We start from the raw sequence: 14,885 nt of genomic DNA, 5'->3' as shown, positions 1-14,885 counted from the left end.
TGGGCCTCAGCCGAGGACCATGCCGTCGCCGGAGCCCGACCTCCTGGCTTCGGGCATCGGTGCCATGCGGAACGAGATGACCAGGCCGGAAAGGCCCGCGAGGATGGGGATGAGCAGCGCGATCTGCAGGGCGATCGGCCGCGCGGCGGTGTTGATCCCGACGATCTCCTCGCGGATCTCCTCGGGCTGTCCCGCGAGAAGCTCCTCGAGATGGGTGTTGCTCAGGATCTGGGCGTCTTCCTCCAGCACCTGCGCGACCTGCTGCTGGTCCTCGGGCGGCAGCACCGTGCTCGACGTCGCCAGGGCCGTGAACACCAGCGACAGGGACGCCAGCATGATCGCACCGGCGAACGCGAGGCCGAACGAGAGGCCGAACGAGCCCGCGGCCGAGTTCACCCCCGCGGCCTCGCTGATCCTCTCGTCGGAGATGGGCGAGAGCGTGTAGTTGTTCAGCTGCGACACCAGCAGCCCGAGCCCGCAGCCCGCGACGACCAGCGGCAGCAAGAGCCACCAGCCGGAGTCCGCGCGCGGGACCACGGGAACGATCGCCAGCAGACCGACCGACAGGAGCCCGAAGCCCCATCGGATGAGGACGACCGGGCCTCTCCCGCCCTTCCCCGCCCTCTTCCCGGCCAGCATGGCGATCGCGAACATCGTCAGGGACAAGGGCGCGATCGACAGCCCGGCCTGCATCGCGTTGTATTCGAGCACCATCTGCAGGTAGATCGGCAGGACGATCATCGTGCCCCCCAGCGCGATCTGCTGGAGCATCTGCTGCGTGGCGCCGAACCGGAAGGGCTTGGAGCGGAACAGATTCGGATCCAGCAGCATCGCCCGCTCCAGGCGCTCCCGGCGCACAAGCCAGTAGAAGAGCCCGGCCAGTCCCGCCGCGCCGATCACCAGGAGCGCCCCCACGTACTCGCCGCCCTCCTGCCACATCAGGATCCCGAGCACGATTCCGCCCATGCCCACGATGGAGAGGCCTGCCCCGACGACGTCGAGCGTCCGGGGTCCCGTGTAGGGCACGTCGCGCACCAGCCCGATGCCCAGAAGCACGACGGCGATGATGAGGGCCTCGAGGGCGAAGGCGACGCGCCAGGAGAGGAACGTGGTGATGAAGCCGCCGAGCAATGGCCCGACGGCCGCGGCGATCGCGGCCGAGGCGCCCACCAGCGCGTACACCCGCGCCTGCGACTTCCCCTCGAAGTTTCCGTGGATCAGGGACTGCATGGACGGGAGGAGGAGCGAGGCGCCGAGCCCGCCCAGCAGGGACCAGAAGATGATGATCGGCACCAGGCTCTGGGCCAGCGTCATCGCGACGGCGCCCGCGGCGTAGCCCAGAAGCCCCAGCACGTACGCTCGCTTGCGTCCGATCAGGTCGCCGATCTTGCTGCCGATCAGGATGAACGCCGCCGAGACCAGCGCCTCGAGCGCGATCGCCGACTGCAGGCCGCTGACCGTGGCGCCGATGTCCCGCACCACGGCGGAGATCGAGACGTTCATGATGGACGTGTCGACGACGAGCACGAACATGGCCATCGCCAAGAGCAGGGCGAGCCTGCCGTTGAACGGTTCCGCCGGATCGGCGTCGTCCCGTGGGGCGGCCATCACGGGCCGCCGGCCCGGTCCGCCGTGTCCGGATGAGACCCGCTCATTCCGCCTCCTTCGGGTTTGCCCCCCGGGGGCCCGCCGACGCGCACGCACCCACTACGCCCATGAAAGCACGGCGGCGGTCCATGCGACAGGGCGGCGGGACAGGCGATTTGCAATTAAACTACCAGCCAGTAAGATCTATTTTCGGTCCAGCGCTTCCCCCAAAGTGCGCTGGGCCTGCCGTTCCCGCCAACCCCAAGTGGCGGGCACGGATTCCATGTTCCCGCCAACCCCCAAGTGGCAGGAACGCGTGCGCAGCCTCAGGCCGCACGAGAAAGCGCCCCTGCCGACGAGACCGGCCGGGGCGTTTTCGTGCGCCCGGCGCAGGCGGTCACCCGTTGCGCTCCAGTTCGCCTCCGTCGGGCGTCAGCCGCCGCCGGATGCTTTCCACCCCCGATCTCGCGGCGCGCGCGGGCAACCCCTCGTTCGCCGGGTCCGCGGCGTGCCGTCGCAGGCGCTCGGCCAGAAGCTCGAGCCGGGACACGTCTCCCGCGCGGCCCACGACGGCGGTCCACAACGCATCGACCGTCGGGCACAGCACCCCGGCCCCCGAGGGGCCCGTCAAGAGCCAGCCGTCGCTCAACGCGGTGGCCTTCGGGGCCCCGGGGAGACCGCGGCACACGGAGTTGACCGTGTGCGCGACGATCAGGTGCTGGCGCAGGGTCCGCACCGCGCCCAGTGTCCGATCGGGCCGTATCTGACGGCCGCAGGCTCCGCACACGGTCAGCCCTCCTCGTGGTCCGGCGTCATGGCATGACGTCGCCGGAGTTCGGGCCGAGGGTCTGCCCGAGGAACAGGTTGCCGCCGGGATCGCTGGCCAGCAACAGCGCGATCGGCGCGACCTCGGCGGGGGTCCCGAAGCGCCCCAGCGGCAGTTCGGCGCGTTTGGCGGCCTTCCAGCTCTCCGAGATCCCGTCGACCAGCGGCGTCTCGATGGGGCCCGGGGCGATGCAGTTGACGAGCACGTTCTCCGGGCCGAGTTCCAGCGCGAGCGACTTCGACAGCCCCACCACCCCGGCCTTCGCGGCGCTGTAGTGGCTGAGACCCACGCCGCCCTTGAGGGCGAGCTGCGAGGAGATGTTGATGATCCGGCCCCACCTGCGTCCGCGCATGGGGCCGACGACCTCCCGGCAGCAGAGGAAGATGCCGGTCAGGTCCACGGCGATGGTCTCGTTCCACTGCGCCAGCGACATGTCCTCCAGCCGCGACTCCGTGAGGAGACCGGCGCTGTTGACCAGGACGTCGATGGGTCCCAGCCGCTCCCGCGCCGTGGCGAAGGCCGCCCGCACGCTGGCCTCGTCGGCCACGTCGACGGGGATCGAGCCGTTCCCTTCCGCGCGGTCCAGGACCGCGACCCGATCCCCGTTGTCCCGGAAGGCGTCCGCGATCGCCCGGCCGATGCCGCTGGCTCCGCCGGTGACCACCACCGCGCGGCCGGATTCCCGCCGGGTTGCCTCTGTCTCGGTGTCCACGTTGGTCCTTCCCGTGCCTAGGCGCGCATCTTGACGGTGAGCCCGCCGTCGACGATGAGCGATTGACCAGTGATGTAGCTCGAGCCGTCGGACGTCAGGAAGCCGATGACGTCGGCAACCTCCTCCGGGGTGCCCACGCGGCCCCAGGGGATGTCCCGGCCGGCGCGCGCCAGGCCCTCGGGTCCGAGGGAGTTCACGGGGTCCAGGGACTGCGGGGTCTCGATCAGTCCGGGGATCACGGCGTTGGCCCGGATGTGCCGCGGCCCCAATTCGACGGCGACGCTGCGGACGAGGCCGAGGACCCCGGCCTTGGCGGCCGCGTAGTGCGCGTGCTCGTCCCATCCGTACACGCCGCCGGCGATGGACGAGACGGCCACGAGGGCGCCGGGCCCCTCCATCCTGCCGGCGGCCGCGCGGAGCGTGCGCAGGACCCCGGTGAGGTCCACGTTGAGCATGTCGTCCCAGCGCTCGTCCGACATCTCGGCGAGCGGCGAGTTCCTCAGGACGCCCGCGTTGGCCACCGCGTAGTCGAGCCGTCCGTAGGCCTCCAGCGCCCGCTGCGCGAAGGCGTCGACGGAGGCGGTGCTGCGCACATCGACCTCCTGGACCACGCCCTCGCCCCCGGCCTCCCGGACCCGGCGCAGCGTCTCCTCGGGGTCGTGCGGGTCACCGGGGAAGGTTCCGATGACCGTGCGCACGCGGTGTCGGGCGTAGTGGGCCGCGAGGGCGCGGCCGATGCCGCTGGCCGCGCCGGTGACGATGGCGACCTTCGCCTCAGACTCCATGGGGCTCCTCCAGCCGGGCCTCGAGCGGCGGCTTGGCCGCGATCATGAGCACGCCCGAGACGAGGGTGCCGAGGGCGCCGACCCAGAGGGCCGCCGTCGCCGTGCCGGAACCCGCGGCCACGAGGGTGAAGAGCGCGCCTCCGATGATCGTCCCCGGCTGGCTCATGGCCCCGATGAACGCCGTTCCCGTGGCACGGCAGCTGACCGGGTAGCACTCGGCCATGAAGTACTGGATGGCCGCGTAGGGGCCGACCAGGAAGAAGAGGCCCGCGCCGTAGGTGGCGATGATCGCCGTGGGCGACGTGATGATCGGGCTCAGCATCAGGGCGAACGAAATGCCGGACAGGATCCAGCCCCCGATGATGGTCCGTTTCCGGCCGATCTTGTCGCCGATCCAGCCGTGGAACACGTAGCCGAAGTAGGCCAGCAGGTTGATGACGATCAGCATCCAGAACGCGTCGGACAGCTCCACACCCTTGGCGTTCTTGAGGATGGAGGTGCCCAGCACGCTGAAGATCAGGATGCCGAAGAAGTTGAAGATCCATGCGAAGGACAGCACCACGGTGTTGCGGCGAAGGTGCGGCTCCCAGATGCGCTTGAGCGGGGCGGTGGAGGAGTGCTCGACGCCGTAGGCGCCGGCCAGCGCGTGCGCCTGCTCGGTCTGCCCGCTCTTCTCCAGCCGGGTCAGCTCGTGGTGCAGTTCGAACTGCGGGGTCTCCTTGAGCTTCTTGGCGATGACCCACACGATGATCGCCGCCGGGATGGCCGCCATGACGTAGAGCGCGCGCCAGCCCAGGGAGGGCAGGAAGACCAGCGCCAGCGCGCTGGCGAGCAGGAAGCCCAGCGGCCATCCGCCCTGGATGAACGCGTAGTGGAAGCCCGGCCTCTTCCGCTTGTCCTCGACTTCGGTGACCTGGTAGACCTCGTTCATGTAGGTCGCGTTGACGGCCTGCTCGGAGAAGCCGAGCCCGCCGAACGACCGGATCAGGACCAGCAACCCGTTGCTGAGGTACGGGATGCCCGTCGGGATGAGCGCGGTCAGGCCGGACACGATGGCCGTGCCGCCGATCGTGACCATCATTCCCTTGCGGCGGCCGAGACGGTCGATGACCGGTCCGATGCCGAAGCACACGATCGCGGTGCCCACGGCGATCCACGTGGTGAGGGCGTAGGCCTGGGACTCGGTCCATCCGAACTCTTCCTGCATGGCCGGCAGCAGGGTGCCGAAGAGGCCGAAGTCGAAGACCGCGATGGTCCACGCCAGGAGGGCCAGCCCCGTGGCCATGCTGGTGTCGCGCTTGGAGAAGACCGGGAAGCGGCGCTTCTCCCCCGCGGCGGGGGGTGTCAGGTCAACGGCGAGCTGTTCGGTGCGCATTAGAGGGTGTCCTTTCGCGGGTTGCGTGCCAGGAAGGAGTCGGCGATCTGGTCGAACGTCAGCCACCTGACGCCCTCGTGGCCGTTGATGTGTTCGATGAGGCGCTCGAGCATCAGGAGGACCTGCGGGCGGCCCGAGACGTCCGGGTGGATGGTCATCGTGAAGGACGCCTGGTCCATTTCGCGGTAGACCCAGTCGAACTGGTCGCGCCAGAGCTGCTCGACGTCGCGCGGGCTCACGAAGCCGTGCGAGTTGGGCGCCGCCTTGATGAACATCATGGGAGGCAGGTCGTCCAGGTACCAGTTCGCGGGGATCTCCACCAGGTCCGTCTCCTGTCCGCGCACGAGCGGCTCCATCCAGGTCCCGGCGTCCTTCGTGTAGTCGATTTTCTTCCAGCTGTCGCCGACGCGGACGTAGTACGGCTCGAAGTCCCGGTGCATGAGCGAGTGGTCGTATTTGATCCCCCGCTCGAGGAGGATCTCGTTGGTGACCGGGGAGAATTCCCACCAGGGGGCCACGTAGCCGGTGGGGCGGCGGCCGGAGACCTTTTCGATGAGCTCGATGGAGCGGTCCAGGATGGCCGTCTCCTGCTCGCGCGTCATGGCGATCGGGTTCTCGTGCGAGTACCCGTGGACACCGATCTCGTGCCCGGCGTCGACGATCATCCGGGTGAGGTCCGGGAACGTCTCGAGCGAGTGGCCCGGCACGAACCAGGTCGAGGGGAGGCCGTACTTCTCGAACAGCCGGATGAGGCGCGGTCCTCCGACCTCGCCGCTGAACATCCCCCGGGAGATGTCGCACGGCGAGTCCTCGCCGCCGTAGGAGCCAAGCATGCCCGCGACGGCATCCACGTCGACTCCGAATGCAACCTGAATGTCTTTTGCCATGGTTCGGCCTTTCATCGTGATGGTTGGGTTGGTGTGGTGGAAAGTTCGGGGGGCGGCGCGCCGTGCAGGCGGAACGCCCGCGCCTGGTCGTCCCGGCTGGCCCCCAGGCGCAGCAGCAGCCGCAGCAGGACCAGCGCCTGGGAGGGCCGGAGGATCCCGGACGGTATGGCGCCGGCGTCCAACAGGTCCCGCCCGCCGCCGTTGCCGTAGACGGCGGCCACCGGACCGGCGGCGACCCGGGTGCTGGTCACCACGGTCACGCCGGCCGCCGAGGCCCTGGCCACCGCGGCGCAGACCTCGGTGTTGGCGTTGCCGCTGCCCAGGGCCTGCAGGACGATGCCGGCGGCCCCCGCGCCGATCGCGGCCCGCAGGAGGGTGTCGTCGGTGCCCGGATACACCGCCACCAGGTCCGCCCGAGCGGCGTTTCCCGCGACGGGCAGCGGCAGCGCGGGGAGCCGCGGGTGGACCGCACCGAGGGACACGACGCCCGCCTCGTCCACCGTCCCGGCCGCCCCGACGTCGGGGTTTCCGAAGGCCTGGTCCCTCAGGGTTTCCACCTTCCGGACGCCCCGCGCGGGGAAGACCTGCCCGGCGAAGCTCACGAGTGCGCCCCGTCCGCGGGACTGCGGCGCCCCCGCCACGGCGATGGCCCGCGCCAGGTTTCCGGGGCCGTCCGGCAGGGGGGAGTCGGCCGGCCGCTGGGCGCCGGTGAACACGACGGGACGGTCCTCGGCATGGGTCAGGTCCGCCAGGAAGGCCGTCTCCTCCATCGTGTCAGTGCCGTGTGTGACGACCACGCCCAGCACCTGCGGGTCGGCGAACGCCTCGGCAACCGCGACGCAGATCGCGACCATCTCGTCGAAGGTCAGCGAATAGGATCCGCGCCGGAACACGTCCACGACGCGGACCGGGTGGCGGGAGGGGCCGACGACGCTGCCCAGCACCTGGCCGCCGGCATCGGCCGCCACGGCACCGCGCTGCCCGCCCGTCCGGTGCCGGGAGGAGATGGTGCCTCCCGTGGCAAGCAGGACCACGTGGGGCCCGGGGGGTTGTTCGGCTGTCATGTGATTCCGCACTTCCTGCGCAAACGATTGGGCACGCAAACGATTGGGCACAACGCTAGGTCTCGAATGTTTCCGCGGGTCGTAGGTTGTGTTGAGGGCTTGTTACCGGATTCCGGCGATTTCCTGGCACGATGCCCAAACGATTGGGCAGTTCGACGATGCCGACTCTAGAATGTGACCCAGAGCACGTCAAGGGCTTCCCGCCCCGGCGTGCGAATGAGGAAGAATACTTCCTGACGGTGAAACGGGGCGGATGTGGCACAAGAGAACGCTGGCAGTCAGGCAGTGACCCTCAAGGTGTTGGCGAGCCAGCTGGGAGTGCATCCCTCGACGGTCTCGCGGGTGCTCCACGCGGGTCCCCGCGGCGCGCGCGGAGCGGCGTCGTCCGAGACCGCGCAGCGGATCCGCGACATGGCCCGGCAACTCGGCTACACGCCGGATCCGCAGGCCAGCAGCCTCCGGACCCGACGCACGCACCTTCTGGGCGTCATCGTGCCGCGGCTGTCGGACCTGGTTCTGGCGCTCATGTACGAGGGCATCGAGGAGGCGGCCGCGCTGAGCGGGCATTCCACGTTCGTCATGAACTCCCACGACGACGAGCGCGAACAGCGCCGCAAGACGGAGGTCATGCTCGCGCGCCGCGTGGATGGCCTCATCTTCGGCGACGCCCATCTGGACGGAAGGCTGCTGCCCGAGCTGGCGGGCCGCGGCGTCCCGTTCGTGCTCATGAACCGGAGGGTCCCCGGCTTTCCGTCGGCGACCTGCGACGACGTGCGGGGCGGGGAGCTCGTCGCCGACCACCTGTGGGCCGCCGGGCACCGCGACGTGGCCGTGATCGCGGGTGAGCCGTTCGCCAGCACGGCGGTGGACCGGACGTCGGGATTCACCGCGCGCTGGCGCGAGCTGGGCGGGCACATCCCGGCGGACGGCGTCGTGTGGTCCGGTTTCGACACGGCGGGGGGCCGGGAGGCCGCCGAGAAGATCCTCCAGACCAACGCCACGCGCCCCACCGCCCTGTTCGCCGTCAACGACTTCGCCGCCATCGGGGCCATGGGGACCCTGCGTTCCCACGGCCTCGGCGTGGGGCAGGACATGGCCGTCGTGGGGTTCAACGACACGTCCCTGGCGGCCGAGCTCCCCATCCCGCTCTCGTCCGTCCGCTCCCCCCTGCAGGAGATCGGACGGACGGCGGTGCACATGCTCCGCGAGGTCCTCGACGGGCAGGACGTGGAGTCGGTGCGGCTCGAACCGACGCTGTTCGTCCGCGAGAGCAGCGCCTGACGCGCGGGGCACGCCACGATTCGGCCCTGACCGAATCCTCGCGCCGGGCGGCGCCCGCGCCTACCCTGATCCCATGCACATCACGCTCACGAGCGAGGACCTCACCAAGGTCCGCTTTGAGGCCTCCCCGATGTGGGAAACGGTGACCAGCCTCCGGGCGCTGCAGCTGGGCACGCCCCTCCATCGGCCGTGGATCGAGTCCACCAGGCGCCGCTTCGCCGAATCGACGGATCCCCGCAAGTCGGCGCACCTGCGCGTGCTCGCCACCGTGGTGCGGCCCCGCGGATTCATCGCGGATTCCCTCACCCCCACCCCGCAGCACCAGGACACGTTCGCCCGGACCCTGGCCGCGGTCGCCGCCGTGCCGCCGGAGCTCTGGCTGCGCGACCTGCGCTTCCTCGACGCCCAGCGCCCGGAGGGCCCCGTCCGCGAGACCCTCGACGCGCTGCTCGCGGACATCGACGGCGGAATCGGGCGCATCACGGAGGCGCTCGCGTGGTACTGGGAGACCGCCGTCGAACCGTGGTGGCCGCGCCTGCGCTCCCTGCTGCTGGCCGACATCGACTCCCGGCTCGCGCAGATGGCGCGCAGCGGCATCGAGGAGGTCTTCAAGTCCCTCCACCCCAGCGTGGTCCCCACGCCCGACGGCCTGGACATCGTGCGCGGTTGCGAGCAGGTGGACCTCCCCGCCCCCGGCGGCGGGCTGATCCTGGTGCCCAACGCGTTCGTGTGGCCGAACACCCTGGTGCTCAACGTGCGGCCTTTCGTCCCGACGATCACCTACGCGCCGCGCGGCGTCGGCCGGCTGTGGGAGTCCAGCCGCGAGGCGGAGTCCAGCCCGGTCGCCCAGTTGCTGGGGCGAACCCGCGCGCAGATCCTCGCCCAGCTCGACGTCCCGATGACCACGAAGCAGCTGGCCTGCGCGCTCGACCTGGCGGCCGGGACGGTCAACGGGCACCTGAAGATCATGGCCGCGGGCGGGCTGGCGTCCTCGATGCGCGCCGGCCGCGAGGTGTTCTACCAGCGCGCCGAGGTCGGCGAGGCCCTGATCGCGCGCGTGTAGCCGAACCGGATCGCCGCCGGGCCCGCGGCCGGCGACCCGGGATCCACGGATCCGTGCAAGAGTTGACCCAACAACAGGCCGCCGGCGCACGCCGACCGCGGCAGAAGAAAGAGGTCCCCATGAGCAGCGATCCCCTCGCACCCCGGAACGGCGCTTCCGACGTCCCGCCCGTCCCCTCCGAGGCTCCCGCGGCCGGAGCCGACGCCACGGAGTCGAACGATATCGTCGCCACGCGCGACGCCCCCGGCACCGCCGTCGACCGCGGCACTGCCGTCGACCGCGAGGCGACGGCCGTGCCGCCCGGCGGCGCCGGGTCGCCGGCGTCGGCCGAGGACGACGACGACCGCCGCGTCACCCGCACGGGCATGGTCTGGGCGGCGACGATCGCGGCGCTCGTGGCCCTGGTCCTGCTGATCATCTTCATCGCGCAGAACCAGACAAGCGTCCAGCTGCGCTACTTCCAGCTCGAGGGCACCGTGAACCTCGGGTTGGCCCTGCTCGTCGCGGCCGTGGCCGGCGGGTTCCTGGTGGCCAGCGCCGGCGCGGCGCGCATCATCCAGCTCCGGACCCAGGCCCACCGGCGGCGCGCGCGCAACAAGCGCTGATCCGCGGCTGGCGGGCCCGCTCCCGCGCCGGTCAGCCGGTCCGGCTCAGCAGCAGCGCGGCGTCCAGCTCGACGACCTGGCCGTTGAGCAGCCGCGGGTGGCGCTCGCCGAGGATGGCCTCCAGCGTCAGGCGCAGGAGCGTCCCGTGGGCCACGACAACGATGTTGCTCTCGGGGTGCTCCCGCACCAGGCCGGCGAGCGCGCGGACGCCGCGCTCCGCGACGTCCCGCTCCGGCTCCGCCGTGAGCAGCAGGCGGTCCAGGTCGTGCCGCGGCAGGCCCACGACCACGCGTCCCTCGCCGTCGCCGTAGTGGCGCTCCATCAGGTCCGCCACCGGGCGCCGCGCGGCCAGGCCCAGGACGCCGCCGATGTGCGACGCCGTCTGCGCGGCCCGCGCGAGGGGCGAGGAGACGAGCACGTCCCAGCGCGCCGGGCCGCCGGCGCCGGACCCGGCGGGGCCGGACAGCTCGTGCCCCGCCGCCCGCGCCTGTCCCCGACCGACCGCGTTCAGCGGGATGTCGGTCTGCCCCTGCAGCCGGCCCTCGGCGTTCCAGTCGGTCTCGCCGTGCCGCACCAACGCCAGTCTCGAAGCCATCCCTCCAGCGTACCGGCCGCCCGGCGTCGCAGATTGTTCGGCCGTGGGGGCACAGGCCGCAACCCGGCTCAACATTGTTTGACGAATCCCCGCTTCTTGGCACAATGGGGTGACCATCCCGAGCGGCCGAGAGATCTGGCTTGACGACGCCGCAGCAACCATCCGCACTGCCGGAAAGGTGCTACCGCCAGAAGCGATGGAGAGTGCGCAAGCAATCTTTGCCCCGGGATCCCCCGACCACGCGCCGCGGCGCCCGCACCAAGGACCACACCGATGAGCAACAGCATCCCCGTCAGCCCCGTGGCCGACCTCGAGACCCCGCTCAAGTTCGCCTACTGGGTTCCCAACGTCTCTGGCGGCCTGGTGGTCTCGACCATCGAGCAGCGCACCAGCTGGGACTTCGACTACAACAAGAAGCTCGCGCGCATCGCCGAGGATTCCGGCTTCGAGTACGCGCTGACGCAGACCCGCTACGCCGCCAGCTACGGCGCCGACAAGCAGCACGAGGCCACCAGCTTCTCGCTGGCCCTCCTCGGCGCCACCGAACGCCTCAAGGTCATCTCGGCCGTCCACCCGGGCATGTGGCACCCCGGCGTGCTGGCCAAGTTCATCATCACCGCCGACCACATCTCCGGCGGCCGTTCCGCCGTCAACATCGTCTCCGGCTGGCTGAAGGACGAGTTCGTGAACTTCGGCCTGGACTGGCTGGAACACGACGAGCGCTACGTCCGCACCGAGGAGTTCATCGGCGTGCTGCGCGGCCTGTGGACCGAGCAGAGCTACAGCCAGTCCGGCAAGTACTACAACATCACGGACTTCACCCTGAACCCGCCGCCGCTGGACGTCCCGGGCCGGGCCCACCCGGAGATCTTCTTCGGCGGGAACTCCACGGCCGCCCAGGCGGCCGCCGGGCGCGCCGCCGACTGGTACTTCTCCAACGGACGCTCGCTCGAGGGCTTCCGGGACAACATCTCCGGCGTCGTCCGCGCCGCGGAATCCGGCGCCCGCACCGCCCCCGCGAAGCCGCGGTTCGGACTTAACGGCTTCGTGATCGCCCGCGACACCGAGCGCGAGGCGACCGAGACGCTGCGCGAGATCATCGCCAAGGCCCACCGCCCCGCCGTCGAGGGCTTCGCGGCGGCCGTCAAGGAGGCCGGGCAGTCCACCTCGGACGGCAAGGGCATGTGGGAGGACTCGACGTTCGAGGACATGGTCCAGTACAACGACGGCTTCCGCTCCCGCCTGATCGGCACCCCCGAGCAGATCGCGGAACGGATCGTCGACTTCAAGAAGATCGGCGTCAACCTGCTCCTGACCTGCTACCTCCACTTCCAGGAGGAGGTGTCCGCGTTCGGCCGGGACGTCCTGCCGATCGTGCGCGAGCTCGAGGCCGACCTCGCGCGCAAGAACGGCACCGAACTCAACACCGGGCTGCTGCCCACCACCGACCTCGAAGGAGCCCACACCCGATGACCGACCACCAGTTCGGCTTCCGCACGCGCGCCCTGCACGCCGGCGGCACGCCCGACGCCGAGCACGGCGCGCGCGCCGTGCCCATCTACCAGACGACGTCGTTCGTCTTCAAGGACACCGACGACGCCGCGAACCTGTTCGCGCTGCAGAAGTACGGCAACATCTACTCGCGGATCGGCAACCCGACCGTCGCCGCGTTCGAGGAGCGCATCGCCTCGCTCGAGGGCGGCATCGGCGCGGTGGCCACGTCCTCGGGGATGGCCGCGGAGTTCATCACCTTCGCCGCCCTGACCCAGGCGGGCGACCACATCGTCGCGTCCTCCAAGCTCTACGGGGGCACCATCACGCAGCTGGACGTGACGCTGCGGCGCTTCGGCGTCGAGACGACCTTCGTGGACAGCAACGACGCCGAGGACTTCGCGGCCGCCATCCGGGAGAACACCAAGGCCGTCTACACGGAGGTCGTCGCCAACCCCTCCGGCGACATCGCGGACCTGGCGGGCCTGGCCCGCGTGGCCCACGCGGCCGGGGTGCCCCTGATCGTCGACTCCACGCTCACCCCGCCGTACATCCTGCGTCCGATCGAGCACGGCGCGGACATCGTCATCCACTCCGCCACCAAGTTCCTCGGCGGGCACGGCACCACGCTCGGCGGCGTCGTCGTCGAGTCCGGGACGTTCGACTGGGGCAACGGCCGGTTCCCGACCATGACCGAGCCGGTGCCCAGCTACGGGAACGTCTCCTGGTGGGGGAACTTCGGCGAATACGGCTTCCTGACCAAGCTGCGCTCGGAGCAGCTGCGCGACATCGGCCCCTCGCTGCCCGCGCAGTCGGCCTTCCAGCTGCTGCAGGGGGTCGAGACGCTGCCGCAGCGCATGGACGCCCACCTGTCCAACGCGCTCGAGGTCGCGCGGTGGCTCGAGGCCGACCCGCGGGTCGGCTACGTGAACTTCGCCGGGCTCCCGTCGCATCCGCAGCACGCCCGGGCGAAGGAGCTCCTGCCGCTCGGCGTCGGCTCGGTCTTCAGCTTCGGGGTCCGGGGCGGGCGCGCCGCCGGCGGGCGGTTCATCGAGGCGCTGCAGTTGGCCAGCCACCTGGCCAACGTCGGCGACGCGCGGACCCTGGTGCTGCACCCGGCCTCGACCACCCACCAGCAGCTCAGCGCCGACCAGCTCGCCGCCGGCGGCGTTCCGGAGGACCTGATCCGTCTCAGCGTGGGGTTGGAGGACGTCGAGGACATCATCTGGGACCTGGACCAGGCCCTGGAGGCCTCCCAGCGGGAGGCGCCGCACGGCGCCCACGCCGCAGCGCAGTACGACGCCGCAGCGTGCGTCGTCCCCCCGGCCCGCCCGGGCCCCGGGGAACCCCTCGAGATCGGAGCGTCCCAGTGAGCGCGGAAACGACGACCCCGGCGGGGACCGGCCGGGCGTGGACCGGCCCCTCCGCCCCCGAGCGGCTGGACATCCTGCGCGGCACGCGCTCCATCGCGATCGTCGGGGCCTCCAACAAGCCCTCGCGCGCCTCGTACTTCGTCTCGACGTACCTGCTGTCCTCGTCGAAGTACACGGTGTACTTCGTGAACCCGGTGCTCGACGAGATCCTCGGCCAGCCCGTCTACAAGTCCCTCGCGGACCTGCCGGAGGCCCCGGACCTCGTGGACGTCTTCCGCCGCCACGACGACCTGCCGGGAGTGCTCGACGAGGCCATCGCCGTCGGGGCGAAGACCCTGTGGCTGCAGCTGGGTTCCTGGCACGAGGACGTCGCCGCGGCGGCCGAGTCCGCGGGGCTGGACGTGGTGATGGACCGCTGCGTCAAGATCGAGCACGCCCGCTTCCACGGCGGCCTCCACCTGGCCGGCTTCAACACCGGGGTGGTCAGCTCCAAGCGGCAGGTCCTCGCCTGAGCACTGGGGCTACAGGTCCTCCCGCGCCGCCATGACCGTGAAGTCCCACGCCCAGACCCGGGCGTCCGGGGCCGCATCCGCGCCGTCCTCCGGCCCCGGGCCCTCCCCCGGCCCGGGGCCGGCCGGCGCGCCCGCGCCGTGGAGCTCGCGCGCCCGCTCCAGCACCTCCTGCATCTCGCGGAAGACCTCGCGCGCCTGTCCGGGCGTCAGGCGTAGCGTTCCCGTGCTGAGGTTGCCCTTGACGTCCGCGTCGCGCCCGGTGGCGTAGGCGGGCGCCCACTCCAGGATCCGGGCCACCATGCGCTGCTGGTCCAGGGCCATCTGGCTGAGGAATCCCGTCAGCGGCAGCTCGTTCTCCGGGGCGATCGGCTCCTCGGGGGACCCGACCTGGAACGCGACGTGGGCCAGCTTCCACACCCGGTCCCTCCGGTCGCGCGCGTGCTCCGGGGCCTCGAGGATCAACCCCGCGTCCGCGAGGCTGCGCAGGTGGAAGCTCAGCGTGTTCGCGGGGACACCCAGCTGCTCGGCCAGGTCCGCGGCGCGCGCGAAGTCCTGCGCTCCCATCACGGACATGATCCGGCGCCGGATCGGATGCGCCAGTGCCTTGAGCATCAGCGACGTCATGACCTGCGGTTCCACGCGGTCCTCCGCTCGGTGTGGTGACGGGGCCGGCCGGTGTGGCGGCGAGACCAGTCTACCCAACACGCGAAAATCATTGCGCAACTACTC

15 protein-coding genes and 1 riboswitch are annotated in these 14,885 nt (G+C 70.9%); of the genes, 6 read left to right on the top strand and 9 right to left on the bottom strand.

The features are described 5' to 3' along the window. Positions 1-6 precede the first annotated feature (6 nt). The 7 genes from ACETWP_RS07825 to ACETWP_RS07795 form a co-directional block, all read right to left on the bottom strand. On the bottom strand, positions 7-1,608 hold the full coding sequence (locus ACETWP_RS07825) for an MFS transporter (RefSeq protein ID WP_373971669.1): 1,602 nt from the start codon (positions 1,606-1,608) through the stop codon (positions 7-9). A 376-nt stretch (positions 1,609-1,984) separates the two neighbouring features. Further along, on the bottom strand, positions 1,985-2,323 hold the full coding sequence (locus tag ACETWP_RS07820; protein WP_373971668.1) for a hypothetical protein: 339 nt from the start codon (positions 2,321-2,323) through the stop codon (positions 1,985-1,987). Positions 2,324-2,399: 76 nt separating this feature from the next. After that, positions 2,400-3,125: an SDR family NAD(P)-dependent oxidoreductase gene (locus tag ACETWP_RS07815; protein ID WP_373971667.1), complete on the bottom strand. Its 726-nt coding sequence runs from the start codon at positions 3,123-3,125 to the stop codon at positions 2,400-2,402. 17 nt (positions 3,126-3,142) lie between these two features. Beyond that, on the bottom strand, positions 3,143-3,910 hold the full coding sequence (locus tag ACETWP_RS07810) for an SDR family NAD(P)-dependent oxidoreductase (RefSeq protein WP_373971666.1): 768 nt from the start codon (positions 3,908-3,910) through the stop codon (positions 3,143-3,145). Further along, the gene (locus ACETWP_RS07805; RefSeq protein ID WP_373971665.1) at positions 3,900-5,285 is read right to left on the bottom strand and encodes an MFS transporter; all 1,386 of its coding nucleotides are present in this window, start codon (positions 5,283-5,285) and stop codon (positions 3,900-3,902) included. The genes ACETWP_RS07810 and ACETWP_RS07805 overlap by 11 nt, the downstream gene beginning before the upstream one ends. Next, complete coding sequence (locus ACETWP_RS07800) at positions 5,285-6,172, bottom strand: polysaccharide deacetylase family protein (protein ID WP_373971664.1); 888 nt, start codon at positions 6,170-6,172, stop codon at positions 5,285-5,287. Before ACETWP_RS07800 ends, ACETWP_RS07805 begins: the two co-directional genes overlap by 1 nt. 11 nt (positions 6,173-6,183) lie before the next feature. Then, positions 6,184-7,236: an asparaginase gene (locus tag ACETWP_RS07795; protein WP_373971663.1), complete on the bottom strand. Its 1,053-nt coding sequence runs from the start codon at positions 7,234-7,236 to the stop codon at positions 6,184-6,186. A 285-nt stretch (positions 7,237-7,521) separates the two neighbouring features. On the opposite strand from ACETWP_RS07795, the gene ACETWP_RS07790 reads away from it, so the two are divergent. From ACETWP_RS07790 to ACETWP_RS07780, 3 genes are all read left to right on the top strand, one after another. Continuing rightward, positions 7,522-8,517 (top strand): LacI family DNA-binding transcriptional regulator, encoded by a 996-nt coding sequence (locus ACETWP_RS07790; protein WP_373971662.1) that lies wholly within the window; start codon positions 7,522-7,524, stop codon positions 8,515-8,517. 73 nt (positions 8,518-8,590) lie between these two features. Further along, positions 8,591-9,580, top strand: a complete 990-nt coding sequence (locus ACETWP_RS07785) for a hypothetical protein (protein WP_373971661.1) — start codon at positions 8,591-8,593, stop codon at positions 9,578-9,580. A gap of 119 nt (positions 9,581-9,699) precedes the next feature. Further along, positions 9,700-10,185 (top strand): LapA family protein, encoded by a 486-nt coding sequence (locus tag ACETWP_RS07780; protein ID WP_373971660.1) that lies wholly within the window; start codon positions 9,700-9,702, stop codon positions 10,183-10,185. Positions 10,186-10,216: 31 nt separating this feature from the next. On the opposite strand, the gene ACETWP_RS07775 is transcribed toward ACETWP_RS07780, so the two are convergent. Continuing rightward, entirely contained in the window at positions 10,217-10,780 is a 564-nt protein-coding gene (locus tag ACETWP_RS07775) for a histidine phosphatase family protein (RefSeq protein ID WP_373971659.1), read from the bottom strand. A gap of 110 nt (positions 10,781-10,890) precedes the next feature. After that, positions 10,891-10,983: riboswitch (SAM riboswitch) on the top strand. 70 nt (positions 10,984-11,053) lie between these two features. Between ACETWP_RS07775 and sfnG the strand changes: the two genes are divergently transcribed. Genes sfnG through ACETWP_RS07760 form a run of 3 tightly spaced genes read left to right on the top strand, consistent with a single transcriptional unit; the run spans position 11,054 to position 14,156 of the window. Next, positions 11,054-12,253: a dimethylsulfone monooxygenase SfnG gene (gene sfnG, locus ACETWP_RS07770; protein WP_373971658.1), complete on the top strand. Its 1,200-nt coding sequence runs from the start codon at positions 11,054-11,056 to the stop codon at positions 12,251-12,253. Continuing rightward, positions 12,250-13,644 carry an O-acetylhomoserine aminocarboxypropyltransferase/cysteine synthase family protein gene (locus ACETWP_RS07765; protein ID WP_373971657.1) on the top strand — a complete coding sequence of 465 codons (1,395 nt, stop codon included), beginning with the start codon at positions 12,250-12,252 and terminating at the stop codon, positions 13,642-13,644. The genes sfnG and ACETWP_RS07765 overlap by 4 nt, the downstream gene beginning before the upstream one ends. After that, positions 13,641-14,156, top strand: coding sequence for a CoA-binding protein (locus tag ACETWP_RS07760; protein ID WP_373971656.1), 516 nt, complete (start codon positions 13,641-13,643; stop codon positions 14,154-14,156). The genes ACETWP_RS07765 and ACETWP_RS07760 overlap by 4 nt, the downstream gene beginning before the upstream one ends. 9 nt (positions 14,157-14,165) lie before the next feature. On the opposite strand, the gene ACETWP_RS07755 is transcribed toward ACETWP_RS07760, so the two are convergent. Continuing rightward, the gene (locus ACETWP_RS07755) at positions 14,166-14,795 is read right to left on the bottom strand and encodes a helix-turn-helix domain-containing protein (RefSeq protein WP_373971655.1); all 630 of its coding nucleotides are present in this window, start codon (positions 14,793-14,795) and stop codon (positions 14,166-14,168) included. Positions 14,796-14,885: the final 90 nt, after the last annotated feature.

The organism is Arthrobacter halodurans, from assembly GCF_041877255.1.
GTDB lineage: Bacteria > Actinomycetota > Actinomycetes > Actinomycetales > Micrococcaceae > Arthrobacter_N > Arthrobacter_N halodurans.
This window is presented reverse-complemented; position numbering and strand designations above follow the sequence as displayed.

Excerpts from the sequence above, each read along its gene's own strand:
- ACETWP_RS07765 (WP_373971657.1), top strand. The coding sequence starts at position 12,250 with ATGACCGACCACCAGTTCGGCTTCCGCACGCGCGCCCTGCACGCCGGC.
- ACETWP_RS07780 (WP_373971660.1), top strand. The coding sequence starts at position 9,700 with ATGAGCAGCGATCCCCTCGCACCCCGGAACGGCGCTTCCGACGTCCCG.
- sfnG (WP_373971658.1), top strand. The coding sequence starts at position 11,054 with ATGAGCAACAGCATCCCCGTCAGCCCCGTGGCCGACCTCGAGACCCCG.
- ACETWP_RS07795 (WP_373971663.1), bottom strand. The coding sequence starts at position 7,236 with ATGACAGCCGAACAACCCCCCGGGCCCCACGTGGTCCTGCTTGCCACG.
- ACETWP_RS07810 (WP_373971666.1), bottom strand. The coding sequence starts at position 3,910 with ATGGAGTCTGAGGCGAAGGTCGCCATCGTCACCGGCGCGGCCAGCGGC.
- ACETWP_RS07775 (WP_373971659.1), bottom strand. The coding sequence starts at position 10,780 with ATGGCTTCGAGACTGGCGTTGGTGCGGCACGGCGAGACCGACTGGAAC.
- ACETWP_RS07785 (WP_373971661.1), top strand. The coding sequence starts at position 8,591 with ATGCACATCACGCTCACGAGCGAGGACCTCACCAAGGTCCGCTTTGAG.
- ACETWP_RS07805 (WP_373971665.1), bottom strand. The coding sequence starts at position 5,285 with ATGCGCACCGAACAGCTCGCCGTTGACCTGACACCCCCCGCCGCGGGG.
- ACETWP_RS07825 (WP_373971669.1), bottom strand. The coding sequence starts at position 1,608 with ATGGCCGCCCCACGGGACGACGCCGATCCGGCGGAACCGTTCAACGGC.
- ACETWP_RS07800 (WP_373971664.1), bottom strand. The coding sequence starts at position 6,172 with ATGGCAAAAGACATTCAGGTTGCATTCGGAGTCGACGTGGATGCCGTC.